General features: G+C 75.2%; 19 protein-coding genes. 16 read left to right on the top strand and 3 right to left on the bottom strand.

The window, feature by feature from the left end:
• Positions 1-76 precede the first annotated feature (76 nt).
• The 7 genes from ACSNOA_RS18720 to ACSNOA_RS18690 all read left to right on the top strand — a co-directional run bounded on the left by ACSNOA_RS18720 (position 77) and on the right by ACSNOA_RS18690 (position 7,742).
• On the top strand, positions 77-1,153 hold the full coding sequence (locus tag ACSNOA_RS18720) for a cytochrome P450 (protein ID WP_436660014.1): 1,077 nt from the start codon (positions 77-79) through the stop codon (positions 1,151-1,153).
• A gap of 448 nt (positions 1,154-1,601) precedes the next feature.
• The gene (locus tag ACSNOA_RS18715) at positions 1,602-2,405 is read left to right on the top strand and encodes an isocitrate lyase/PEP mutase family protein (RefSeq protein ID WP_436660013.1); all 804 of its coding nucleotides are present in this window, start codon (positions 1,602-1,604) and stop codon (positions 2,403-2,405) included.
• A 111-nt stretch (positions 2,406-2,516) separates the two neighbouring features.
• On the top strand, positions 2,517-3,482 hold the full coding sequence (locus ACSNOA_RS18710; RefSeq protein ID WP_436660011.1) for a DUF5715 family protein: 966 nt from the start codon (positions 2,517-2,519) through the stop codon (positions 3,480-3,482).
• A gap of 4 nt (positions 3,483-3,486) precedes the next feature.
• Positions 3,487-5,097 carry an asparagine synthetase B family protein gene (locus ACSNOA_RS18705; RefSeq protein ID WP_436660009.1) on the top strand — a complete coding sequence of 537 codons (1,611 nt, stop codon included), beginning with the start codon at positions 3,487-3,489 and terminating at the stop codon, positions 5,095-5,097.
• A gap of 77 nt (positions 5,098-5,174) precedes the next feature.
• The gene (locus ACSNOA_RS18700) at positions 5,175-5,642 is read left to right on the top strand and encodes a DUF1203 domain-containing protein (protein ID WP_436660007.1); all 468 of its coding nucleotides are present in this window, start codon (positions 5,175-5,177) and stop codon (positions 5,640-5,642) included.
• Between the two features lie 45 nt (positions 5,643-5,687).
• Entirely contained in the window at positions 5,688-6,620 is a 933-nt protein-coding gene (locus ACSNOA_RS18695) for a PfkB family carbohydrate kinase (RefSeq protein ID WP_436660006.1), read from the top strand.
• Positions 6,621-6,740: 120 nt separating this feature from the next.
• A complete protein-coding gene (locus ACSNOA_RS18690; RefSeq protein WP_436660005.1) occupies positions 6,741-7,742 on the top strand; it encodes a linear amide C-N hydrolase in 1,002 nt (333 codons plus the stop codon).
• Between the two features lie 113 nt (positions 7,743-7,855).
• Here the strand turns inward: ACSNOA_RS18690 and ACSNOA_RS18685 are convergent, their stop codons facing one another.
• Complete coding sequence (locus tag ACSNOA_RS18685; protein WP_436660003.1) at positions 7,856-9,301, bottom strand: LVIVD repeat-containing protein; 1,446 nt, start codon at positions 9,299-9,301, stop codon at positions 7,856-7,858.
• A 139-nt stretch (positions 9,302-9,440) separates the two neighbouring features.
• On the opposite strand from ACSNOA_RS18685, the gene ACSNOA_RS18680 reads away from it, so the two are divergent.
• The 5 genes from ACSNOA_RS18680 to ACSNOA_RS18660 all read left to right on the top strand — a co-directional run bounded on the left by ACSNOA_RS18680 (position 9,441) and on the right by ACSNOA_RS18660 (position 15,571).
• Positions 9,441-10,142, top strand: a complete 702-nt coding sequence (locus ACSNOA_RS18680) for a DUF305 domain-containing protein (RefSeq protein ID WP_436660001.1) — start codon at positions 9,441-9,443, stop codon at positions 10,140-10,142.
• Between the two features lie 83 nt (positions 10,143-10,225).
• Complete coding sequence (locus ACSNOA_RS18675; protein ID WP_436659999.1) at positions 10,226-11,476, top strand: sensor histidine kinase; 1,251 nt, start codon at positions 10,226-10,228, stop codon at positions 11,474-11,476.
• Entirely contained in the window at positions 11,473-12,141 is a 669-nt protein-coding gene (locus tag ACSNOA_RS18670) for a response regulator (protein ID WP_436659998.1), read from the top strand. Before ACSNOA_RS18675 ends, ACSNOA_RS18670 begins: the two co-directional genes overlap by 4 nt.
• A gap of 131 nt (positions 12,142-12,272) precedes the next feature.
• Positions 12,273-13,088 carry an ABC transporter ATP-binding protein gene (locus tag ACSNOA_RS18665; protein ID WP_436659997.1) on the top strand — a complete coding sequence of 272 codons (816 nt, stop codon included), beginning with the start codon at positions 12,273-12,275 and terminating at the stop codon, positions 13,086-13,088.
• A gap of 5 nt (positions 13,089-13,093) precedes the next feature.
• Positions 13,094-15,571, top strand: coding sequence for an ABC transporter permease (locus tag ACSNOA_RS18660; RefSeq protein WP_436659996.1), 2,478 nt, complete (start codon positions 13,094-13,096; stop codon positions 15,569-15,571).
• A gap of 64 nt (positions 15,572-15,635) precedes the next feature.
• On the opposite strand, the gene ACSNOA_RS18655 is transcribed toward ACSNOA_RS18660, so the two are convergent.
• Both ACSNOA_RS18655 and ACSNOA_RS18650 read right to left on the bottom strand, forming a co-directional pair.
• Complete coding sequence (locus ACSNOA_RS18655; RefSeq protein WP_436659995.1) at positions 15,636-16,898, bottom strand: nucleotide sugar dehydrogenase; 1,263 nt, start codon at positions 16,896-16,898, stop codon at positions 15,636-15,638.
• Positions 16,899-17,050: 152 nt separating this feature from the next.
• A complete protein-coding gene (locus ACSNOA_RS18650) occupies positions 17,051-18,406 on the bottom strand; it encodes a serine/threonine-protein kinase (protein ID WP_436659993.1) in 1,356 nt (451 codons plus the stop codon).
• A gap of 540 nt (positions 18,407-18,946) precedes the next feature.
• Between ACSNOA_RS18650 and ACSNOA_RS18645 the strand changes: the two genes are divergently transcribed.
• From ACSNOA_RS18645 to egtB, 4 genes are all read left to right on the top strand, one after another.
• Positions 18,947-19,576, top strand: a complete 630-nt coding sequence (locus ACSNOA_RS18645; RefSeq protein WP_436662366.1) for an RNA polymerase sigma factor — start codon at positions 18,947-18,949, stop codon at positions 19,574-19,576.
• 16 nt (positions 19,577-19,592) lie between these two features.
• Positions 19,593-20,624 (top strand): hypothetical protein, encoded by a 1,032-nt coding sequence (locus ACSNOA_RS18640; protein ID WP_436659991.1) that lies wholly within the window; start codon positions 19,593-19,595, stop codon positions 20,622-20,624.
• A 207-nt stretch (positions 20,625-20,831) separates the two neighbouring features.
• On the top strand, positions 20,832-22,067 hold the full coding sequence (gene egtA, locus ACSNOA_RS18635) for an ergothioneine biosynthesis glutamate--cysteine ligase EgtA (RefSeq protein WP_436659990.1): 1,236 nt from the start codon (positions 20,832-20,834) through the stop codon (positions 22,065-22,067).
• Entirely contained in the window at positions 22,064-23,401 is a 1,338-nt protein-coding gene (gene egtB / locus ACSNOA_RS18630) for an ergothioneine biosynthesis protein EgtB (RefSeq protein WP_436659988.1), read from the top strand. The genes egtA and egtB overlap by 4 nt, the downstream gene beginning before the upstream one ends.
• Positions 23,402-23,418: the final 17 nt, after the last annotated feature.

Raw genomic sequence — 23,418 nt, 5'->3', positions numbered from 1 at the left:
GGGTGGGAAGTCGCCAGTCCCGGACGGGGGTGACGCTTCGGCGGGGACCGCAGCCTTTCGCGCCTAGTGTCGGCGCGTGACCGCGACCTGGCCGATCCTCGCTCCCGCTCCCGACACCCCACCGTGCGGCCCGCCTCGTGGGCACCCGCACGCCGGCTGGACACTCACGCGCTACGCGGACGTCCGGGCCGCGCTCGCCGACCGGGCCTGCCGGGTGCCCGTCGCCAGCCCGGGCTCCGCGTACACGCTCGCCTGGCTGCGCGGCCTCGTGAGCCGGTTCAGCGCGCCGGAGCGCCATGCCGCTCGCCGTGCCGCCGGCGTCGCCGCCCTCGCGTACCTGGATCGCGACGAGTTGCGCGTGGCGGCGGCCGGCGCGACCGCCGCCGCCCTGGACGACGCGGGCGGACGCCTGGACGTGCCGACCGTGCTGGCGCGGCGCGTACCGGTGCGGGTGCTCGCCGACCGGCTCGGCTTGGCCGACCCGGAGGCCGCCGTGGCGGCGGTGGCCGCCGTCGCCGCGGCCTACCAACCCGGTGCGGACGCGGCGACGGTCTGGCGCGCCGACGGGGCGGTGGCGGTGCTGGTGGCGATGGCCCCGCCGGCGCCGCCCGAGGAGCTGGCCAACCGGATCGGCCTGCTCGTCCAGGCCTGCGACGCGACCGCCGGCCTGATCGGCGCGGGCGCCCGCCACCTCCTGCCCCCGCCGGTGGCGCCGCCGTCGGAGGCGTCGCTGGCGGGCGACACCGGCGTCCTGCTGGCCGAGGTGCTCCGGCTCGACCCGCCGGTACGCGGCACCCGCCGGATCACGGCCGGCGTCGTCCGCATCGGCGGTGTCGAGCTGCCGCCGGGCAGCCCGCTGCTGCTGCGCTTCGACGCCGCCAACCGGGATCCGGCGGTCTTCGCCGAGCCGGACGCGTTCCAGCCCGGGCGGCCCGTGCCGGCGCTGACGTTCGGCGCGGGCGCCCGGGCGTGCCCGGGTCAGGCCCACGCCCTGGCGCTCGCCACCGGTGTGCTCGACGTCCTCCGCGACCGGTGCCGCCGGACGCCGGATCCCGTGCGGTACGAACCGCATCCGCTGCTGCGTGTTCCCACCCGGCTGGAGGTGGCACCCCGACGAGCGGGACGCGCTCCACCGAAGGTGGCACCCCGGTGACCGGACGTCCCGCCGCGCTCTGTTCCCGACCTCGATGCGCTCGGGCCCCGGTGTGCGTGCGCGTCTCGCACGAGCGCCCATCGCGCTCGGTGACGCAGCGTGCTGGCACTCTGCGTAACGGCAGCCGAGGAGCCCACCGGTCCCATCCTCCACGCTTTGCTCTGCACCCACCGAGGCACCACCCACTTGACCTGCACGGTTCTTCCTGTCGAACCACAGTGAGCACTGGCGCGTGGCGACGCAGGGTAATCGTTGCCTATAGGGGTGCAGAGCAAAGGTGCGAAGGGGGTGTTCGCCAAGGCAGCGGGATGGTCACGCTGGGTGTCGCGATGCCAGACCGCATATGTGGCGTACCGCCAGACCGTCGTCAGACCCGGGCACCGGCAGAACGGCGGCGACAAGCGGGCCGGGAGCGACCCGGACCCACTCAACCTCACGGAGGTGCCCGATGACGACACGTCACGCCGACCGGTGCGCCGCGTTCCGCGCGCTGCACCGCGCCGGCCGGCCGCTGCTGCTGCCCAACGCGTGGGACCACGCGTCGGCGGCCGCGTTCGCCGCCCGCGGCTTTCCGGCCGTGGGCACCACGAGTCTCGGCGTCGCCGCGGCGGCCGGCCTTCCGGACGGCGCGGGCGCGACCCGCGCCGAGACGCTGCGGCTGGCCCGGCGGCTGTGCCGGCTGCCGGTCCTGCTGACCGTGGACGTCGAGGGCGGTTTCAGCGACGAACCGGCGGCGGTGGCCGCGCTCGCCGTGGAGCTGGCCGGGCTCGGCGTCGTCGGGATCAACCTGGAGGACGGCCGTTCGGACGGAAGCCTCGCTCCGGCGGCCGCCACGGCGGCGGCGGTGGCGGCGGTCAAGGCCGTGACGCCGGACCTGTTCGTCAACGCCCGCACCGACGCGTGGTGGCTCGGCGTCCCCGACCCGCTCGACCAGGCGCTGGACCGTGTCCGCGCCTACCGGGCCGCCGGCGCGGACGGCGTCTTCGCGCCCGGCGTTCCGGACGCGGCCACGATCGGCGTGCTGGCGGCCGCCGTCGACGCCCCGCTCAACGTGCTGCACCGGCCCGGCGGGCCGGACGTGGCCGAGCTGGCCCGGCTCGGGGTGGCCCGGATCAGCACCGGCTCGCTGCCGTTCCGCGCCGCGCTCGGGGCCGCACTGGCGACCGTCGACGCCCTGCGGGCCGGCTCCGCCGACGCCGGGCCGTACCCCGAACCGCCGTCGTACGCCGACGTGCAGCGGCTCGTGCCGTAGCGACGCCATTCGGGGGTAGATAGGAGGATTGTTCGGGCTCCTCCCGATCCGGCCGATTACCGTGTGTGCAGGGCAGCGACCCAGGTGTCGTGACCGGAGAGAGGACCGATCATGCGAGTGCCCAGCCGAAGCCCCGGGCCCCAGCCCGGTCCGCCCGTCACCTCCGCCGCCTCGCCCCGTCGCCTGCCCGCCGCCCCGCCGACCCGGCCCACGCCCCCCGGGCCGGACCTCGCGGCGTACCGCGCGGCCGTGGCCGATCTTCTCGTCGAGCTGGGCGCGCTGGCCGACGCCCCCAGCACCGCCGCCCGGCAGATCCTCATCGACCAGCGCCTCCGCGAGCCGGCGCTCGCCGCCGTGCTCGACGCCACCCCGCAGGGGTTCCTCGGCGCGCGGGAGACGCTGCTGCTGGAGATGGCCCGGTACCAGCCCCACGAGCGCAATTCCGCCCGCGACCTCGCCGCCCTCGTGCGGATCTACCTGCTCTCCCGCATCGACGTGATGTGGTGGCGGGACACGCCGGCCTTCGTCACCGACACTCAGGTCCAGGGCAGCACCGAACTGGTCGACCTCGAGTGGCTGCGCCGGCGGGACCTGCTGCGTTTCCGCTACCGCGAACAGCCCACCGGGCTGCTGGGACGCGGCTGGCAGGCCGCCCGCCGCCGGCTGCGTCCCGACGCGAGCCCGCGCACCGCGGGCCTGCTCGCCCGCCGCGCCCGCCGGGAGGTCGTGGCGCTGCTTAACGACGTCGGCCGGGAGTTCGCGGCGGCCACCCCGCCGGGCACCCCGCCCCTGTGGGTCACGTCGCTGACCCGCAGCACCGAACACCAGTACCGGCTGCGCCGACTCGGGTATGCCGCCATGCTGCCCAGCGGCCACTGCGTCGGCTACGCCGTCGACCTGGAGATGGCCTGGTTCGCCCGCTTCGGCGTGCGGGACACGCTCGCCGAGCTTCTGCTCGCCCGGCAGGAGGCCGGTGAGGTGAACGTCGTCGACGAGGGCCAGGCCTGGCACCTCTGCCTCGCGCCGGCGGCCCGGCAGCGGCTGCGCCGGGCGTACGAAGCCGAGATGGGGCTCTGAGCCGATGTGCGGCATCGCGCTGAGCATCGGCCCCGAGGCCGACCCGGCGATCTTCCGGCGGATGCTCGCCGTCCTCGCGCCGCGCGGCGAGGTCACCGAGGCGCGGTACGAGACCGGGCTGCTGGCCGGCACCCGGCGGCTACGCGTGGTGGACCGGGAGCGGGCCGTGCAGCCGTGGACCTCCGCCGACGAGCGCTGGCTGCTCTGCTTCAACGGCGAGGTCTACAACCACCGGGAGCTGCGCGCGGAGCTGGCCGCCCTCGGTCACGCGTTCCGCGGCGACAGTGACACCGAGGTGCTGCTCGCCGCGTTCGAGCGCTGGGGTGCGAACGCGGTCCACCGGCTGCGCGGCGAGTACGCGTTCGCGGTGGTCGAGCGGGCCACCGGCCGGGTCTACCTGGCCCGCGACCCGCTCGGTGTGAAACCCCTCTACTGGACGCGCAAGCCCGGCTGCCTGCACCTCGCCTCAGAGGTGAAGGCGCTGGTGGGCCACGGCGCGCCGATCGGCGAGGTGCCACCCGGGCACCACGGCTGGGCGGATGCCGGCGGCCACGTCCGGCTGCGTCCGTACCTGGACCTGCTCACCCTCGGCGCGGGACTGCCCCTGATCGACGACCCGGACGAGGCCGCCCTGCTCGTCCGTGCCGCGCTCCGGGACAGCATCCGCGTACGGGTCGACACCGACCTGAGGGTCGGGGTGGTCCTGTCCGGCGGGCTGGACAGCTCACTGGTCCTGCGGCACGTACGCGAGCTGCACCCGGACTGCGTGGCCGTCACCGTGGGTGTGCCGGGCAGCCCGGACGTCGCGTACGCCCGGCGGGTCGCGGCCGACCTCGGCGTGCCGCACGAGGTGGTCGAGCTGCGCCCGCGCGACATCCGGCTGGCCGACATCCGGGAGGCCATCCGGATCTCCGAGCTCACCGAGTACGGCGACATCATCAACGCCGTGGTCTCCGTGCCGCTGTTCCGGCGGCTGCGGCAACTCGGTGTGAAGGTGGCGCTCACCGGCGACGGCTCGGACGAGCTGTTCGGCGGGTACCCGATGTACCACGAGGTCGGGCCCGTGGCGTCCCGCCGGCTCTTCCTGCACAAGATCCGGAACCTGGGCCGGACGGAGCTGCAGCGGGTCGACCGGACCAGCATGGACCACGGGGTCGAGGCCCGGGTGCCCTTCCTCGACCTCAGCGTGGTCGAGCTGGCCATGCGGTTGCCGCTCGAGTTGAAGATGCGCGACGGGCAGGAGAAGTGGATCGTCCGGCGGGCGTTCGCGGACGCGCTGCCGGACTACGTGCGCCGGCGGCCGAAGGACCCGATGTCGTACTCCTCGGGGCTGCACGAGCGGGCCCGGCTCTACAAGCCGTTCTTCGCCCGGCTGCACCGCTCGTTCGGCTACCACCTGCTCGAACCGGTGCGGCGCGACTTCGACAGCGTGCTCACCCGGTGCGGCAACGACCTGGACCGGGCCATCGCGGACGGGCTGGCCCGCCCCGACTACACCGTGCTGGAGCACGCCCGGGACCTGGTGGGCGCGGCGACGTGGAACGCGGCGCCGATGGTGCGCCGGCTGGTGGGCCCGCGCCGGACCCGCGGTGACGAGGCCCCGCTGCCCGGCTGAGCCGCTGCCCACCCGCGCCGGGGCGCGAGGTCCGATCCCCGCCAGCATCCGCGCCGCCGTCGCGCGACGCTGGGCCCATGATCCCTTTCGTCGTACGTCCGCTGCTGCCCGCCGCCCTCGACCTGGTCCGCCGTACCGGCCGCGACGCCGCCGACAGGCCCGTCGAGGAGCTCGCGGCCGAGGGCGGTGAGCCGCTGCGCTGCTGCCTGCGGGACGCGGCGCCGGGGGAGGAGCTGCTGCTGTTCGGGTACGCGCCGCCGGTGGCCGCCGGACCGTACCGGGAGATCGGCCCGGTCTTCGCGCACGCGGCCGCCTGCCCCGGCCCCGACCCGGACGGCGGCTACCCGGCCGCGTGGCGCGGCCGGTCCCAGGTCCTCCGGGCGTACGACCACCGGGGCCGGATCCACGGTGGCCGGCGGCACGACGGCGGCGACCCGGAGGCGGTGATCGCCGAGCTGTTCGCCGACCCGGCCGTGCGCCAGCTGCACAGCCGCAACGTCGTCCACGGCTGCTTCATGTTCACCGTCGACCGGTCGGAGGGATGACCCGGCGGTGGCGTGGCCGCACCGGTGCGGGGTACCAGTCCGGGCATGGTGGACCTTGATGTGCTGGTGATCGGGCAGGTGGCCCGGGACCTCGTGCTGCTGGTGGACGACGTTCCGGAGGCGGGCGACAGCGCGCCGGTGCGCCGCCGGCGGGAGCTGCTCGGCGGCAAGGGCGCGAACCAGGCGGTCGGCGTGGCCCAGCTCGGCGCCCGCGTCGGCCTGCTCGGTGTGGTGGGCGACGACGAGGTGGGCGACCGGCTGCTCGCGCAGGCCCGGGACGACGGCGTGGACGTCGGCCCGGTCGTACGCCGCTCCGGCACCCGGACCGGCCTGATCGTCGACCTGCTCGACGCCCGGGGCCACTGGCGCTACCTCGAGGACCTGCCGGAGGCGACCCTGCTCACCGCGGCCGACGTGGCCGACGCGGAGGCCGCGCTGCGCGCCGCGCGCGCGGTGCTCGTCCAGCTCCAGCAGCCGGCCGAGGCGGCGCTCCGCGCGGCCCGGACCGCGCACGCGGCGGGGCGGCTCGTGGTGCTCGACGGGGCGCCGGCCGACCCGGCGAGCGCCGGCGAGCTGCTCGCGGCGGCCGACGTGCTGCGGGCCGACGCGCGGGAGGCGGGCATCGTCACCGGGGAGATCCCGCGCGACCCGGACGCTGCGCTGGCCGCCGGCCGGGCGCTGCGGCGCCGCGGACCGGGACTGGTCGCCGTCGAGGTGGCCGGCGCTGGCAACGCGTTCGTCTGGCCGGACGGCGAGCTGTTCCTGCCCCTCAGCGACACGCCGACGGTGGACACCACGGGCGCCGGGGACGCCTTCGTGGCGGCGCTCACCGTCGCGCTGCTCGACGGCGAGCCGCGCGAGCAGGCCGCCCGGTACGCGGTGGCCGCGGCCGGCGCGACGGTGGGCCACCCGGGTGGCCGGCCGTCGCTGACCCGGGCGGCGATCGAGGAGCAACTCGACCGGATGCCGGTCGGCTGACCGCCCGCGCCTCCGCGCCCGCGAGCCGGGCTCAGCCGGTCAGCAGCAGTGCGCTGGCGGCGGCGTGGTCGTCGGGCGACGGTGGACAACCGTGGAGGGCCCGCATAGCGTCCTGTGGATATGCGTAGGACTCTGCCGGCCGCCACCGTGGCCCTGCTGCTCGCGCTCACCTCCTGCTCGGTTCCCCGCTCGTCGGGAAACCCGCCGCCCGGCGCGGCACCCACCGGCACCCCGACCGCGTCCCGGCAGGACGCGGCGCAGGTACGCCAGACCCTGGCCAGCCTGCGCCGGGTCGACGACCTGCCGCTGTACGAGATGACCTACGTGGGGCGGTACGACGCCACGGTCGGCACGGACGCGAGCCCGGCGAGCCCGTTCGGCTGCTCGCTCTTCGTGGCGGCCGGGGACCGGCACCGGCCGCTGTTCGCCCGCAACTTCGACTGGGACGCCAACCCCGCCATGGTGCTGCGCACCGACCCGCCGCAGGGGTACGCGTCGATCTCGCTGGTGGACCTGTCGTACCTCGGCGTCGGCGACGACCCGGCCGGTGACCAGCGGCTGCTGAACGCGCCGCTGCTGCCCTTCGACGGGATGAACGAGCGCGGCCTCGCGGTGGGCCTCGCGGCCGACGACGGCGCCCGGGCCGAGCCGCGACCGGGCCGGCCCACCGTCGGGTCCGTGCGCATCCTGCGCCTGGTGCTCGACCGGGCGGCCACCGTCGACGAGGCGGTGGCCGTGTTCACGGCGCACAACCTCGACTTCTCCGGCGGGCCGGCGCTGCACTACCTGGTGGCCGACGCCACGGGGGCCTCGGCCGTGGTCGAGTTCGTCGACGGCGAGATGCGCGTCGAGCGGGGCCGGGGATCGTGGCAGGCGCTCACGAACGTGCCCGTCGCCGGGATCGCGGAGAGCCGGCGTCGCGAGGACCGCCGGTACGACCTGATCGCCCGGGCCATGACCGAGACCGGCGGGGTCCTGGACGCCGCCGCGGCGCACCGGGTGCTGACCGCCGTCCGGCAGGCGCACACCCGCTGGTCCGTGACGTACGGCCTGCGCAGCGGCGAGGTTCGGCTCGTGACCGCCGGCGGCGCGCAGCGGCGCTACGAGCTGCCGATGGGCTGACCGGCGCTCCGGCGGCGCGAGCCGTCGGGTGTGGAACGTGGCCGGGCCCGGCCCCCGAGGTGAGGGGACCGGGCCCGGCCTTCGTGCGTGGGTGAACTACCGCGTCGCGGTGGTCACCGGCCCAGGTAGCGGGGCTGAGTCTGGACGTTGAGCTCCTTGTACCGGGTCAGCTCCGCGGTCCAGGTGCGCCAGTCGTTGAGCTTCAGGACGTCGAAGCCCTTGGCGATGTCGTTCGAGTAGATGTAGCCGTTGTAGTAGTACGCCGACCAGCTACCACCGCTGACCATCTGCTCGGTCGAGATCGGACCGCGCTCCCAGTAGGCGATCTCCTTCGGGTTGGCCGAGTCGGTGAAGTCCCAGACCGAGATGCCGCCCTGGTACCACGCCTGGACCATGATGTCCCGCCCGAGCACCGGGAGCAGCGAGCCGTTGTGCGCCACGCAGTTCTCGGTGTCCGCGTTCGTCCGCGGGATCTTGTAGTAGCTGCGGAAGTTCAGCTTCCGGGCGTCACCGCGGCCGGTGATGTCGTAGATGGCGTCCGCGCCGCGGTTCGGGCCGACCGTGTCGTTGCAGGTCGCCGCGCCGCCGCCGCCCAGCTCGTCGGTAAAGACGACCTTGGTGCCGGCGTTGTTGAACGTGGCCGAGTGCCAGAACGCGAAGTTGGTCGTGTCCCGCACCTGGTTGATGATCCGCGGGTTCTCCCGGTCGCGGATGTCCATGAGGACGCCGTCACCCATGCACGCGCCGGCCGCCAGGTCCTTCGACGGGTAGGCGGTGATGTCGTGGCAGCCGGACGTCGCCGAGCCGGTCTCGCTGCCGGGGAAGCCGCCGTCCGGGAAGAGGTTCGGCGTGGCCACCACGGCCGCGTTGGTGGGCTTCTTCACCGGCACCTTGATGATGGAGATCGAGTCGTGCGGCGGCGGGCAGCCGACGTAGGTCTCCCGCGGCCCGTACGACGAGACGTACAGGTAGACGGACTTGTTGTCCTTGGCGGGCACCAGCGTGTGCGTGTGCGAGCCGCAGGCCGTCTGCACGCTCTTGAGGTAGCGCGGGTTGGCCTTGTCGCTGATGTCGAAGATCTTCATGCCCTCCCACTTCGTCTCCGTGGGCAGCACCTGCGTGCTGGAGCAGGACTCGTCGCTACGCGGCGAGTCCGTGGAGAGGAAGAGCAGGTCACCGTAGACGGAGACGTCGTTCTGCGAGCCCGGGCAGAGCACCCGCGACACGACCTTCGGGGAGCTGGGCCGCGAGATGTCGTAGACGACGAAGCCGTTGTAGTTGCCCGCGAAGGCGTACTTGCCCTGGAAGGCGAGGTCGCTGTTGGTGGCGTCCAGCGGGGCGACCTTCGGCAGGTTGGTGACGAGCTTCAGGTTGGGGCTGCTGACGATCTCGTCGACGCCGGGAATGGTGTTCGTGGCCGCGGCGGGAGCCGGAGCGGCCTGCGGTGCGACGTCGGCGTGGCCCGGCGGGGCCACGAAGACGCCGGCGACGAGGAGGCCGGCCGCGGCGACGCTCACGATGCGTAGCTGCCGTAACCGTGGCATGGGTGTTCTGAACATCGGCGAGGACCCTTCGCAAGGGGGTGACGGTTGTCGACACCTTACCGTCCTCTGAGGATCATCGATGTGAGCTGGGTCACATCTAATGTGGTTCCTCAATGGATAGCATCGCGGTGACCTCGATATCAGGGAGTGGCTCATGACCAGCAGGCGCGCGCGTGTCCTGGCGATCGTCACACTGGCGATCGTCCTGCCGCTGGTGGTCGTGGTGGTGCTCCGCGCCCGTGGCGGGTCGGACGCCACGACCGCCCGGCCGGCCGCCGCGCCCGCCGCCAGCGCGACCCCGGCCACGCCCGAGCCGACCGACGTGACCGTCATCGTGCCCGGCCGGCCCGGCGAGCCGGCGGCCACCAAGAACGCGGGCGAGGTCCGCGGGGCCGGCGCCACGACGCACAACTCGATGGACGAGTGGTTCGTCCGGATGATGATCCCGCACCACTCGCAGGCGCTCGAGATGGCCGAGCTGGCGCCCGACCGGGCCGCCGACCCGTCCGTCCGGGCGGTCGCCGACCGCATCCGGGCCAGCCAGGGCCCGGAGATCGGCATGATGCGCGCCTGGCTCCAGAACCGCGGCCTCTCCGCCGAGGTGGCCGGCCACGACCACGGCACCATGCGCGGCATGCAGTCGCCCGAGGCGATGCGGCAGTTGGCGGCGGCCCGCGGCGCCGACTTCGACCGGCTCTTCGTGCAGATGATGACCGCGCACCACGAGGGCGCCATCGAGATGGCCACCAACCTGCTCAAGGTCGGCTCCGACCAGATGCTCAACGAGTTCGCCAACTCGGTGGCCACCGAGCAGGCCGTGGAGATCGACCGGATGCGCGACCTCCACGTCCGCTGACCCCGACGCCGGCCGCCCGGCGCGTCGCGGAAGGCCCCGACGTGACCGGCGCCTGTCGATCCGTCCGCCGGCACGTACGCTGGGTGACCGTGACCCGCACGATCCTCGGCCGCCCGCTGCGCCACGTCGCCTTCGACGTCTTCGTCTCCGGCGCCGTGCTGTTCTTCGGCCTCGTCGGGGCGGCCAACCAGCCGGGCGGCTGGAGGGCCACCCTCGTCGGCGTGGGGATGGCTGTCGCGCTGCTGTTCCGCCGTTCGTACCCGGTGGCCGTGGCGGCGGTCGTCGGGGCGCTGGGCCTCGTCCAGGTGTTCGCCGGCTGGGGCCCGCTCGGCTTCGACGTGGGCGTGCTCATCGCCGTCTACAGCGTCGTCAAGTACGCCGACCGGCTCCGCTACGGCGTCCTCGCCGGGATCGGCGCGCTCGTCGGCGCGGTGCTCGCCGCGCTCCAGACCCACGGAGTGGCCCCCTGGTGGGGCACGGCCATCTCCTTCAGCCTCATCTGCGGCGCGGTGTGGCTCGTCGGCCTGAACGTGCGCACCCGCCGGCTCTACGTGCTGAGCCTCGAGGAACGGGCCACCACGCTGGAACGGGAGCGGGAGGCCGAGGCGCGCGCCGCCGTGGCGAGCGAACGCACCCGCATCGCCCGTGAGCTGCACGACGTGGTGGCACACAGCATGGCCGTCATGATCGTGCAGGCGGACGGCGCCCGCTACATGCTCGACCGCGACCCGGAGACGGCGCGCCAGGCCGTGAAGGTGGTGGCCGACACCGGGCGGCAGGCGCTGGAGGAGATGCGCCGGCTGGTCGACGTCCTGCGGGAGCCGAGCCGGCCCGAGACGGCGCCCGCGCCGGCACCCGCGGCCGTACCGGACGGCGCCGGGCCGGCGGCCGGCGACGACCCGGAGCGGCGGCGGCTCGCGCTCACCGAGCTCCCCACCCTGCTCGACCGGTTCCGCGCCGCCGGCCTGCGGGTGCGGCACACCGTCACGGGTCAGGCGGCGCCGCTGCCACCCGGGCTGGAACTGACCGTCTACCGGGTGACGCAGGAGGCGTTGACCAACGCGCTCAAGCACGCCGGCGTGGGCGCCGCGGTGGAGCTGACCCTCGAGTACGCGGCCGACGCCGTCGTGGTCCGGGTGACCGACGACGGTCGCGGCCGGCCGGTCGTCGGCTCCGCGCCGACCGGGGGCCACGGCCTGGTCGGCATGCGCGAACGCGTCGGGGTGTACGACGGCACGCTCACGGCCGGGGCACGGCTCGCCGGCGGCTGGCAGGTGGAGGCGCGGCTGCCGCTGCCGTCGGGCACCGCGACGACGGAGGTGATCGCGGCATGACCGTGCGGGTGGTGATCGTCGACGACCAGGCGCTGGTCCGCGCCGGGTTCCGCATGGTGCTCGAATCGCAGCCGGACCTGGAGGTCGTCGGCGAGGCGATCGACGGCGCGGACGCGCTGCGGGTGCTGGCCCGCGTCGAGGCCGACGTGGTGGTGATGGACATCCGGATGCCGACGATGGACGGGGTCGAGGCGACCCGCCGGCTCTGCGCCGGCCGGCCCGCCGGCCCGCCGCGGGTCCTCGTGCTCACCACGTTCGACACCGAGGCCGACGCCTTCGCCGCGTTGCAGGCCGGGGCGAGCGGCTTCCTGCTCAAGAACGTGCCGCCGGAGGAACTGCTCGCCGCGATCCGGGTGGTGGCCCAGGGCGACTCGGTGGTCGCCCCCTCCATCACCCGGCGGCTGCTCGACCGGTTCGCGGGCCACCTCGGCCCCGGCCCCACCGAGGACCCGCGGCTGGCCCAGCTCACCGAGCGGGAACGGGAGATCCTGCTGCTGGTGGCGCAGGGCCTGTCCAACGCGGAGATCGCCGCCCGGGTGCACGTCGCGGAGGCGACCGTGAAGACCCACGTGGGGCGGATCCTGGCCAAGCTCCGGCTCCGCGACCGGGTGCAGGCCGTGGTGCTGGCGTACGAGAGCGGCCTCGTCGTCCCGGGTACGACCTGAGTCGTACGGGTGGGGCCGGTCAGGGGCGACCTGGGGCGTACCGGGGTCGAGCGCCCAGGTGGAGATCGACAGGGCGGTTCCGCCCATAGCGTCGGAGACGTCAGATCGTCCGTCTCCACGGGGAGCAGCACGTGCCCTTTCCACCTTCCGCGCCCGTCCCGGACGGCGCGTCCGCCACGCACGGTGGCGTCGCGGTCAGCGCCCGAGGTCTCCGCAAGCAGTACGGCAGCGGCCCGGCCGCCGTCGTCGCCCTCGACGCCGTCGACCTGGACTTCGCGGCCGGCCGGTTCACGGCCATCATGGGCCCGTCCGGCTCGGGGAAGTCCACCCTGCTGCACTGCCTCGCCGGCCTGGACCGGCCGAGCGCCGGCTCGGTCCGCATCGGTGACGCCGAGCTGGGCCGGCTCGACGACCGCCGGCTCACCCTGCTGCGCCGCGACCGCGTCGGCTTCGTCTTCCAGAAGTTCAACCTGCTGCCCGCGCTGACCGCCGAGGAGAACATCGTCCTCCCGCTGGCCATCGCCGGCCGGCGACCCGACCCCGCCTGGCTGCGACAGGTGGTGGCCGCCGTGGGGCTCGGCGACCGCCTGCGGCACCGGCCCGCCGAGCTCTCCGGCGGCCAGCAGCAGCGCGTCGCGTTCGCGCGTGCCCTCATCACCCGCCCGTGGGTGATCTTCGCCGACGAACCGACCGGCAACCTCGACTCCCGGTCCGGCGCCGAGGTGCTGCGCCTGCTGCGGGAGGCGGTCGACACCCTCGGCCAGAGCGTGATCATGGTGACGCACGACCCGGTCGCCGCCGCGCACGCCGACCGGGCGGTCCTGCTCGCCGACGGGCGGCCGGTCCTCGACATCACGGCGCCCACCGCCGAGCAGGTGCTCGACGCGCTCGCCGGCCTCGACGCCGGCGCCGGCCGTACGCGAGCCGGCGCGGCGCCGGGACGGTGAGCGGCATGCTGAAACTCACCCTCCGCTCGCTGCGCGCCGAGGCGCTGCGAATGCTGCTCTCCGCGCTCGCCGTGGTCCTCGGTGTCGCGTTCGTCGCCGGGACGCTGATCCTCAACGACGCCATGACCGCCGGCGCGTACGACCGGGCCGGCACCTTCGACCGGCACACCGACGCCGCCGTGTACGCGGAGAAGGAACACCTTCCCGCCGCCCTGGTCGACCGGATCCGCGCGGTCGACGGGGTGGCCGCCGCCGAGGGCGAACTGATCGGCACCGGCGGGATCGTCGGCTCCGACGGCCGGCCCGTGCTCGGCTACGCCGTCCTCGCCGCCATCCCCACCGACCCGGCCCTGCGCTCGTACGACGTGGCGGCCGGCCGCCTGCCGGACCGCCCCGGCGAGGTCGTGCTCGACGCGCCGACGGTGGCGCGGGAGGGCTTCCCCATCGGCGCGCCGGTACGCATCGGCGGCAGCGGTGGCGCGGCCCGCCCGTACACCCTCGTCGGCACGGTCGACGTGGCCCGCACCACCCGCGACGTCGGCGGGCCGTTCATCGGCCTGGTCGGCCCGGACGCGCTCGCCGTGACCGGCATGCAGGGCTACGGACGGATCATGGTGGCTGCCCGTCCCGGGACGGACGAGGAGGCACTGGCCAGCGGCCTCGCCGCGGTCGCCGGCCCGGGCGCCACCGTGAAGACCCGCCAGCAGGTCCTCGACGACGCGGTCGCCGACGGGGTACGCGACGTCCGGCAGTTCACCATGGCGCTGCTCACCTTCGCCGCGGTCGCCGTCGTGGTGGCCGGCTTCGTCATCGCGAACACCTTCGCGATCGTGCTGGCCCAGCGCACCCGCCGGACGGCGCTGCTGCGGGTGGTCGGCGCCACCCGCCGGCAGGTCTTCCTCGCGGCCGTGCTCGAGTCGGCGGTGGTCGGGGTGGTGGCGTCCGCCCTCGGCGTGCTGCTCGGCGCCGGCCTGGCCGCGGGGATGGGTGCGCTGCTGTCCCGGACGACCGCCCCGATCGGCGGGGAGGTCACGCTCGCACCGGGAACCGTGCTGGTCAGCATGCTGCTCGGCGTGGTGCTGACCGTCGGCGCGGCACTGCTGCCGGCCTGGCACGGCACGCGCGTCGCCCCGGTCGCCGCGCTGACCGACGCCGCCGTGCAACCCACCCGGCGGGCCGGTCGGTTCCGGCTCGCCGCCGGCGCGCTCGTCCTCGTCGCGGGGATCGCCGCGCTGGTCGGCGCGGCGGCCCTCGGTCAGATCGTCCTGGTCGCGGCGGGCGGGATCCTGGCCTTCTTCGGCATCGTCCTCTTCGGCCCGGTGCTCGTCCCCGCGCTGGCGCGGGTCGTGGGCTGGCCCCTGCGCCGGTTGGTCGGGGCGACCGCCGGACTGGCCGTGGCCAACGCCGTCCGCAATCCGCGCCGGATCGCGGCGACCAGCACCGCACTGGTGATCGGCATCGGCCTGGTGTCGGCGTTCGTCGTGGGCGCCCACAGCACCAAGGAGGGCATCGAGCGCAGCGTGGACGCCCAGGTGGGCGTGGACTTCATGGTCACCGGCATCGGGTCGGACCTGCCCCCGGCGCTCGCCGCGGAGCTGGCGGCCCGGCCGGAACTCGGCGTCGTCCACGAACAGCGGGCCGCCGTCACCGACGCGGTCGAGGTACGCGCCGCCCACCCGGCGCTCGTCGGCCGGACGCTCACCGTGACGGCCGGGGACCTGGGCCGCTTCGGCCCGGGCACCGTGCTCGTGCACCGGGACCTGGCCGCGGCGCGCGGCTGGAACGTGGGCGCTCCGGTCACCGTCAAGAACCGGACGTTCCGCGTCGCGGCCGTGGTGGACGACGAGACCCGGCCCGGGCCCGGCGACGGGGTGCCGGAGGGCCACGTCCTCGACATGACCGACGCCGACTTCACCGCGCTGTTCCCCGCCGAGCGTGGCTACCTGGCGGAGGTCGACCCGGCCGCCGGCGTGGACGCCGGGCGGGCGCGGGCCGCCATCGAGTCGGTGCTCACCCGCTATCCCACGGTCAACCTGATGGACCAGGCCGCGTACAAGAAGATGCTGACCGGCACCGTCGACATGGTGCTCGCGCTCGTCACGGGGCTGCTCGGCCTGGCCGTGGTGATCGCGCTGGTCGGCGTGGCGAACACGCTGAGCCTCTCGGTCCTGGAGCGCACCCGGGAGAACGCCGTCCTGCGCGCGGTCGGGCTGACCCGCGGGCGGATGCGGGTCATGCTGGCCGTCGAGGCGGTGCTCATGGCGGTGGTCGGCGCGCTGCTCGGGGTGGCCCTCGGCGCGGGGGTGAGCGCGTCGGCGATGGCCATGCTGACCCGTCTCGGCGGCGACTTCCACGTCGTGCTGCCGGTCGGTCAGCTCGGGCTGATCCTGGGCGTCGCGGCGGTGGCGGCGCTGCTCGCCTCGGTGCTGCCGGCCCGCCGGGCGCTGGCCCGGCCGGTGGTGGAGGCGCTCGCCGACCAGTGACGGGGAGCGGCGACCTCGCCGGCCGGTCCCGCCGCCAGGGCGGGACCGGCCGGCGGTGCCGGGCCTACAGCCGCTCGACCACGGGGCCAGAGCAGCGGTTACGGGTGTCGAAGACGTAGCGGGCGTGCCGCGCCACGAGGTCGTAGTCGAAGGCGTCGTGGTCGGTCACGACGACCACCGCGTCCGCCGCGCGGACCTCCTGCTCGGTCAGGTCCACCACCGTCACCCCGCCGGGAATGTGGTGCGCCTCGGCGTGCGGCTCGACCGCGCGGATCTCGGCGCCCAGCGCCTGCAACCGCCGGGCCACGTCGACGGCGGGGGAGTCGCGCATGTCGCCGGTGTTCCTCTTGTACGCGAGCCCCAGCAGCAGCAGGCGGGCGCCGGAGACGGACCGGCCCCCGCGGTTCAGCCCGGCCATCACCCGCTGCGCCACGTGCTCCGGCATCTCGTGGTTGACGTCGTTGGCCAGCTCGATGAAGCGGAACTGGCGGCCCAGGCGACGCTTGACCTGCCAGGACAGGTAGCACGGGTCGATCGGCAGGCAGTGACCGCCCACGCCCGGCCCGGGCCGGAACGGCAGGAAGCCGAACGGCTTCGTCTCCGCCGCGTCGATCGCCTGCCAGACGTCGATGTCGAGGTGGTGGGAGAGCATGGTCAGCTCGTTGATCAACGCGATGTTGACCTGGCGGAACGTGTTCTCGATGAGCTTCGTCAGCTCGGCCACCCGGGTCGAGTCGACCGGCACCGTCCGCTCGACGATGCGCCGGTAGAACCCGTCGACCCGGTCGAGGGACGCGCCGTCCACGCCGGAGACCACCTTCGGGGTGTTCTCCAGCCGCCAGGCCGGGTTCCCCGGGTCGATCCGCTCCGGGCTGTAGCCCAGGTGGAAGTCACCGGGGCTGCGCAGGCCGCTCGCCGACTCGAGCAGCGGCCGCAGCAGCTCCTCCGTGGTGCCCGGATAGGTGGTGGACTCCAGGATCACCGTGCAGCCCCGCCGCACGTACGGGCCGATGCCGATGCCCGCCTGCTCCACGTAGCTGAGGTCCGGGGTGCCGTCGCGCAGTGGCGTCGGCACGGTGATCACGCAGATGTCGAAGTCCTCGGCGTCGGTGTACTCGGTGCTCGGCCGGTACCGTCCGCTGCCCAGCGCCCGGCCCAGCCGGTCGGCCGGGATGTCCTCCACGAACGACTCGCCAGAGGAGAGCCGCTTGACGCGGTCACCGTCGACGTCCAGGCCGACCACGTCCAGGCCCGCCTCGACGGCACGCATGGCGAGCGGCAGTCCGACGTACCCCTGGCCGATCACGACCAACTTCTCAACGCTCACCCGGGCTCCCGCGGCAGACGGTGGAAACGACCTGCTTGGAGCGTAGGGCGATGTTCGAGGCCGTACGTCCGTTTTGGGGATATCGGGACTGGTGGGGCCTGTCGGGCATCCGGCGGCCGGCGCCCGTCACCGCCGGGCGCTGGTCGGCCGGGTCAGACCGACCCGGCCGGGGTGGTGGCGGTCGGTTCGGGCTCGCCCGTCGGACCACCGGTGGTCGGCGGCGGCGTGTCGGGGGTCGTGGGCGTGTCGCTCGGCGGCGGCGCCGTGGTGGCCGACGGGGTGGGCGAGCCCGTGGTGGGCGACCCGGTCGGCTCGACGGTCGCGCTGGGGCTCGTGGGCACCCTGCTCGTCCGTGGCGTGGTGGGCCGCTGCGGTCGGGTGGGACCGCTGCTGACGTCCTCGTTGACCGCCGGCAGGTCGACGTCCTCGCTCGGCGCGACGGCCGGGGCGGTCGTGGGCAGGTTGACCGCGGGGGCGTCCGCGTACTTGGCCGCGCCGAGTGCCGCGGCCAGGCCGACGATCGCGACCAGCACGGCCCCGCCGGCGCCCAGGAGGGCCCGTCGACCCCGCGGCGCGCCCCGGCGGGCCGCGGCCACCGCGTCGACCGCGAGGTCGGCCTGCGTGTCGGGCCCCGCGTCGCGCAGCGGGGTCGACGGCACCAGCGCGGTGGGCGCCGCGCCGTCGCTCACCGCGGCGCGGGCCGCGTCGGCCATGGCCGCCCCGCTGCTGAACCGGTCGGCCGGGTCCTTGGCGAGAGCGCGTGCCACCAGCGCCCGGACCGCCTCGGGAATCTCGTGCGGCAGCTCCGGCGGCTCGTCGTCGAGGTGCTTCACGGCGACCTGGAGCGGGTTCTCGCCGGTGAACGGCGGGGTGCCGGTCAGGCAGCAGTAGGCCACGGCGCCGAGGGCGTAGATGTCGGTCGCTCCGCTCACCGGCCGCCCGGCGGCCTGCTCGGGAGCCATGTAGAGCGCCGTGCCCGGCACCGCGTTGGTGCTCGTGATGCTCGTGACGTTCGTCGACCGGGCCACCCCGAAGTCGACCAGGACGACCGTGCCGTCCTCCTGGACCAGCAGGTTGCTCGGCTTGACGTCACGGTGCACGATGCCCCGGCGGTGCGCCGCGTGCAGCGCCTGCGCGACCTGCGCGACGATCGACATGGTCTCGGCCACGTCCAGCCGGCCGGCGGCCTCGATGCGCTTCGAGACGGGCTCGCCCTCGACGAACTCCATGACCAGGTAGTCGGCCCGCCCGCCGTCGGGCAGGTCGTCCTCGCCGCAGTCGAACACCTGCACGATGCCCGGGTGCCGCAGGGCGGCCATGATGCGCGCCTCGGCCCGGAACCGGGCGATGAAGTCGGGGTCGGAGACCAGCGTCGGCAGCAGGACCTTGACCGCGACCTGCCGGCCGAGGACCAGGTCCGTGCCCCGCCAGACGTCGCCCATGCCGCCGGTGGCGACACGTTCGTCCAGGCGGTAACGACCGCTGAGTACGACCTCCGATGACAACACAGGTTCACCGTACCCACAGGGTTCCCGGGGCGCGCACCGCGCGGTGCCGTGTGGACGTGCCGTGCCGACCGCGCCGCCACCCCCGAGGCGGCGGGGTCGGGTCGGAGCGTCACGCGCCGACTCCACTGTGTGACGGAGGGTGAGGCGGGACCGCGTACGCTGGGCGGGCGCGCCCCGACGGGTGGGCGCCCCGGTCGGGCGTAGCGTCCCAGGTCCCGAGCGCGTTACGGGGAAACGCCGTCCGAGCGGGTTGACATTTGTCACTCTTTCGTGACGTGGTGCGCACTTGTCGCTGCAGAGGTCCCCTCCTAGCGTTAGCCGGGCTCGGGCCGCCGCATGGCGCCGGTGTGGCGTAGCGTCGACTCGCCCGCGGTTGGGGGTGTCCAGGCGTGCCGCCGGCCCGCCGGCCCGCGGGTGCGATCAGGTCTGCGGGGGGCTGGAAGAGGTGCGGGAACGTTTCCGGTCGACGGGCCGGACGAGCGTCGCGTGCGCCGGATCCGACGCGCCGCGCCGCCGCGCGACCGGTTCTCGGGAACGGGCATGACCGGCGAGCTGAGCGAGGCGGTCGCGGCGGCCCAGTCCGGCGACGAGGAGGCGTTCCGCTTCCTCTACCGAACCCTCCAGCCCGGCCTGCTGCGCTACCTGACGGCCCTGGTCGGCGCCGACGCGGAGGACGTGGCGTCGGAGACCTGGCTGCAGATCTCGCGTGACCTGCCCAGCTTCACGGGCGGCGAGTTCCGCGCCTGGACCGTCACGATCGCCCGCAACCGGGCCATGGACCACCTGCGCCGGCAACGCCGCCGCCCGTCGCTCCCCGTGCCGGTGCAGGCGCTCAGCGACCTGGCCGCCGACACCGACACCGCCGAGCGGGCGGGCGAGACCATCGGCACCGAGGCGGCGCTCGCACTCATCGCCACGCTGCCGCCCCGGGAGGCGGAGGCCGTCCTGCTCCGTGCGGTGATCGGTCTGGACGCCGAGACGGCCGGGCGGGTCCTCGGCCGCCGCGCGGGGGCCGTGCGTACCGCGGCGCACCGCGGGCTCCGCCGCCTCGCGGCGCTCATGGAGCGCGACGACAGCGAGGCGCCGGCAGCGAGCGAAGGCGCGTCGCCGCCCCGCCCCCGGGGTGACCGGCCCCGGCAGGCGCCGCGCGCCGAACCGGCGGATGGTTGACGTGAAGGGATTCAGGATGAGTGTCCGCCGCCGGCCCGACCGGCCCGCCGACCGCGCCGAGGCCGACCGGCTGCTCGACGCGGCCCGGACCGGCGCGCCCCCGAGCGCGGACGCCGCCCCCGCCGAGCCGCTCGCACGGCTGCTCGCCGCCGCGTCGGCACCGGCCCGCCCACACGAACTCGCCGGGGAGGAAGCCGCCCTGGCGGCGTTCCGGGCCGCGCGCACCCTGCCCGCGCCCCGACCCGCCCGGCGCCGCCGGTTCACGGCGAGCGCCCTGGCCTGGGCCGTCGGTGTCGTCGCCACCGCCTCGGCCGGTGCCGCCTTCGCCGCCGTGACGCTGGACCGCCCGCCGGCCCCGGCGCCGACGCCCGCCCCGGCGACCTCGACGCCTTCCACCGCCCCTCCGGACGGCACCCCGAGCGCCGGCACGCCCTCGACGGGGCACGGGGAATCCCCGGCGCCGGGCGCGGGCACCACCTCGGCCCCGCCGACGGGCGACCCCGAGCGGACGGGCCAGCTGGCCGGCCTCTGCCGCGCGTACCTGGCGAAGAAGCCCGCCCAGCGCGACAAGGCGCTCGCGACGCCGGGCTTCCAGCCGCTGGTCACCGCCGCCGGTGGCGCGGCACGGGTCGAGGCGTACTGCGGGAGCGCGGGCGCGAGCCCGAGCCCGTCGGGCAGCACGGCCGAGGGCAAGGACAAGGGTGCCGGCAATGGCAATGGCAGCGGGAACGGCAGCGGGAACGGGAACGGCAGCGGGAACGGGAACGGGAACGGCAGCGGTAACGGGAACGGGAACGGCAGCGGGAACGGCAGCGGGAACGGCAACGGGAACGCTGCCCGCCGGGCGGACGGCGACGGCAACGGCAGCGGCAGCGGCAAGGGTGCCGGCGGGGGCCGCGATGCGGCGACCGTGAGCCCGGCCGCCGCGGGCGGTGGCGTCGGCAACGGTGTGCGGACGGGCGCCAGGCCCGGACCCGGCGGGCCGGTGAGACCCGAGCCGCTGCCCGGGCCGAAGAGACCGTCCGGGACGGCCACGCCGACCGCCTGAGGGCACCGTGCGGGCCGCCCGGGTGCCCGGAGGCCCGGTCGCCCGGGTGCCCGGCCGTCCGGGTGCCGGAGCCCGTCGTTTCCGCCGGCCACCGAAAGTTCCTCTGCTAGACAGAGGTTGGTGGGCTTCCGACACCGGCGAGAGTGTCGGTGCCCGGCGTTACGGTGACGCGGTGTCCGGGAGCCGGTGCGGGAGGGGGGCCATCCGGTGGTGACGTCACCCGGGATCGAGCGCGGCACCATCCTGCGCGAGTCCGCGGCCGCGGCCCGGCACCTCGCGCGGATCTGCTTCAAGACCGGCCCGCCCACCCGCACGGGTGTCGAGCTGGAATGGACCGTGCACGACGCCGCCGACCCCGCCCGCCCGGTCGACGGCGCGCGCCTGCGGGCGGCGCTGGGCCCGCACAGCCCCACCACCCTCGACGACGCGAGCCCCGCCGAGCCGCTGCGTCACGGCGGCGTGGTGAGCCTGGAACCGGGTGGGCAGATCGAGATCTCCACCCCGCCACGGTCGTCGGTCGCCGCGCTCGTCCGCGCCACCGAGGCCGACATCGCCCAGGTCGCCGACCTGCTCCGGCCCGCCGGGCTGGCCCTCGGCGGCAGCGGCATCGACCCCCACCGGGGTCCACACGCCGTCCTGCACACTCCGCGCTACCGCGCCATGCGCCACGCTTTCGACGAGCGGGGGCCCGCGGGACGGACGATGATGTACTGCACCGCCGGCCTCCAGATCTGCCTCGACGCCGGCGACCCGCACGACGTGCCCCTGCGGTGGGCCGTCGCCCACTCCGTCGGCCCGCCGCTGCTCGCCGCGTTCGCCACGGCGGCCCGCCACGCCGGCCGCCCCACCGGCTGGGCGTCGGCCCGCATGGCCGCGTGGCTGGCCATCGACCCGGCCCGCACCGGGCCGGTCTGGCCGCCCGTACGACCGGGCGACGACCCCGTCACGGCCTGGACCCGGTACGTCCTCGCGGCACCGCTGCTCTGCCTGCGTACGGCCGGTTCCGACTGGACGCCGCCGCCCGGCGTGACGTTCGCCGACTGGCTGGCCGGAGCCCTGCCCCGGCCGCCCACCACTGACGACCTGGATTACCACGTGAGCACGCTGTTCCCGCCGGTGCGCCCACGCGGCTACCTGGAGCTGCGCTACCTGGACGCGCAGCCCGGCCGCGAGTGGCGGATCCCGCTGGCGGTGCTGGCCGCGCTGTTCGCCGATTCGGACACGCTGCGCGCCGCGTACGAGGTGAGCGCCCCGGTGACGCACCGCTGGCACGTGGCGGCCCGGCGCGGGCTCGCCGACCGGGCGCTCGCCACCGCCGCCGCACGGCTGTTCGACCTGGCCGTCGCGGCGCTGCCCCGGCTCGACCTGCCACCCGACCTGCACGACGAGATCCACCGAGGCGTACGGCGGCGGCGGGCCGTCGCGGAGAGGGGAGACCGGTGACCGACACGAGGACCGAGGGGCTCGGCGCCGAGCGGTTGCGGGAGCGGATCGCGGAAGAGCTGAGCCGCACCCGGGCCCGTACGGCCCTGCTGACCGACGTGGTCGACGACGCCGACCTCGTGCGCCAGCACTCGCCGCTGATGTCCCCGTTGGTGTGGGATCTCGCCCACGTCGGCAACCAGGAGGAGCTGTGGCTGGTGCGTGACGTGGGCGGGCGGGCGCCCGTCCGGCAGGACATCGACGACCTCTACGACGCCTTCAAGCAGCCCCGCAAGGACCGCCCGTCCCTGCCGCTGCTGCCGCCCGGCGAGGCCCGGGCCTACGTGTCGACCGTCCGGCAGAAGGTCTACGACCTGCTCGACCGGATCCGGTTCACCGAGCGGCCGCTGGTGAGCGACGGTTTCGCCTTCGGGATGATCGTGCAGCACGAGCAGCAGCACGACGAGACCATGCTCGCCACCCACCAGCTGCGCTCCGGGCCCGCCGTGCTGACCACCCCGCCGCCGCCCGAGCCACGGGTGCGCGTCGCCGGCGAGGTGCTGGTCCCGGCCGGCCCGTTCACGATGGGCACCGACACCGACCCGTGGGCGCTGGACAACGAGCGTCCCGCCCACCGGGTGGACCTGCCGGCGTACGCGATCGACGCCGCGCCCGTGACCAACGGTCAGTACCGGCAGTTCATCGCCGAGGGCGGCTACGACGACCCCCGCTGGTGGAGCACGGCCGGGTGGGCGCACCGCGTGGAGGCGCGGCTGACGGCGCCGATGCACTGGCGGCGCGACGGCGACGGCTGGGCGTACCGGCGGTTCGGCCGGTGGGCCCCGGTGCGTGACGACGAACCGGTGGTGCACGTCTGCTGGCACGAGGCGCAGGCGTACGCGACCTGGGCCGGCAAGCGGCTGCCCACCGAGGCCGAGTGGGAGAAGGCCGCCCGGTGGGACCCGGCCACCGGCCGGTCCCGCCGCTACCCGTGGGGTGACGACGACCCCACCTCCGCGCACGCCAACCTGGGCCAGCGCCACCTGTGGCCGGCGCCGGTCGGCGCGTACCCCGACGGGGCGTCGCCGCTCGGGGTGCACCAGCTGATCGGCGACGTCTGGGAGTGGACGTCGAGCACGTTCCGGGGGTATCCGGGCTTCACCGCGTTCCCCTACCGCGAGTACTCCGAGGTGTTCTTCGGCGACGACTACCGGGTGCTGCGTGGCGGCTCGTTCGGCACCGACCGGGCCGCCTGCCGGGGCACGTTCCGCAACTGGGACTTCCCGATCCGTCGGCAGATCTTCAGCGGCTTCCGCTGCGCCCGGGACGCCTCGCCGGAGGAGTCGCGGCCGTGACCCCGTACGCCCGACGC

Origin of the sequence: Micromonospora sp. URMC 103, assembly GCF_051386435.1 — a bacterium.
Lineage (GTDB): Bacteria > Actinomycetota > Actinomycetes > Mycobacteriales > Micromonosporaceae > Micromonospora.
Note: the sequence above shows the minus strand (reverse complement) of the source record. Positions and strands in the feature narration are given on the sequence as shown.

Coding starts and splice junctions, on each gene's coding strand:
- ACSNOA_RS18715 (WP_436660013.1), top strand. CDS start 1,602: ATGACGACACGTCACGCCGACCGGTGCGCCGCGTTCCGCGCGCTGCAC.
- ACSNOA_RS18710 (WP_436660011.1), top strand. CDS start 2,517: ATGCGAGTGCCCAGCCGAAGCCCCGGGCCCCAGCCCGGTCCGCCCGTC.
- ACSNOA_RS18705 (WP_436660009.1), top strand. CDS start 3,487: ATGTGCGGCATCGCGCTGAGCATCGGCCCCGAGGCCGACCCGGCGATC.
- ACSNOA_RS18700 (WP_436660007.1), top strand. CDS start 5,175: ATGATCCCTTTCGTCGTACGTCCGCTGCTGCCCGCCGCCCTCGACCTG.
- ACSNOA_RS18695 (WP_436660006.1), top strand. CDS start 5,688: ATGGTGGACCTTGATGTGCTGGTGATCGGGCAGGTGGCCCGGGACCTC.
- ACSNOA_RS18690 (WP_436660005.1), top strand. CDS start 6,741: ATGCGTAGGACTCTGCCGGCCGCCACCGTGGCCCTGCTGCTCGCGCTC.
- ACSNOA_RS18685 (WP_436660003.1), bottom strand. CDS start 9,301: ATGTTCAGAACACCCATGCCACGGTTACGGCAGCTACGCATCGTGAGC.
- ACSNOA_RS18680 (WP_436660001.1), top strand. CDS start 9,441: ATGACCAGCAGGCGCGCGCGTGTCCTGGCGATCGTCACACTGGCGATC.
- ACSNOA_RS18670 (WP_436659998.1), top strand. CDS start 11,473: ATGACCGTGCGGGTGGTGATCGTCGACGACCAGGCGCTGGTCCGCGCC.
- ACSNOA_RS18660 (WP_436659996.1), top strand. CDS start 13,094: ATGCTGAAACTCACCCTCCGCTCGCTGCGCGCCGAGGCGCTGCGAATG.
- ACSNOA_RS18645 (WP_436662366.1), top strand. CDS start 18,947: ATGACCGGCGAGCTGAGCGAGGCGGTCGCGGCGGCCCAGTCCGGCGAC.
- ACSNOA_RS18640 (WP_436659991.1), top strand. CDS start 19,593: ATGAGTGTCCGCCGCCGGCCCGACCGGCCCGCCGACCGCGCCGAGGCC.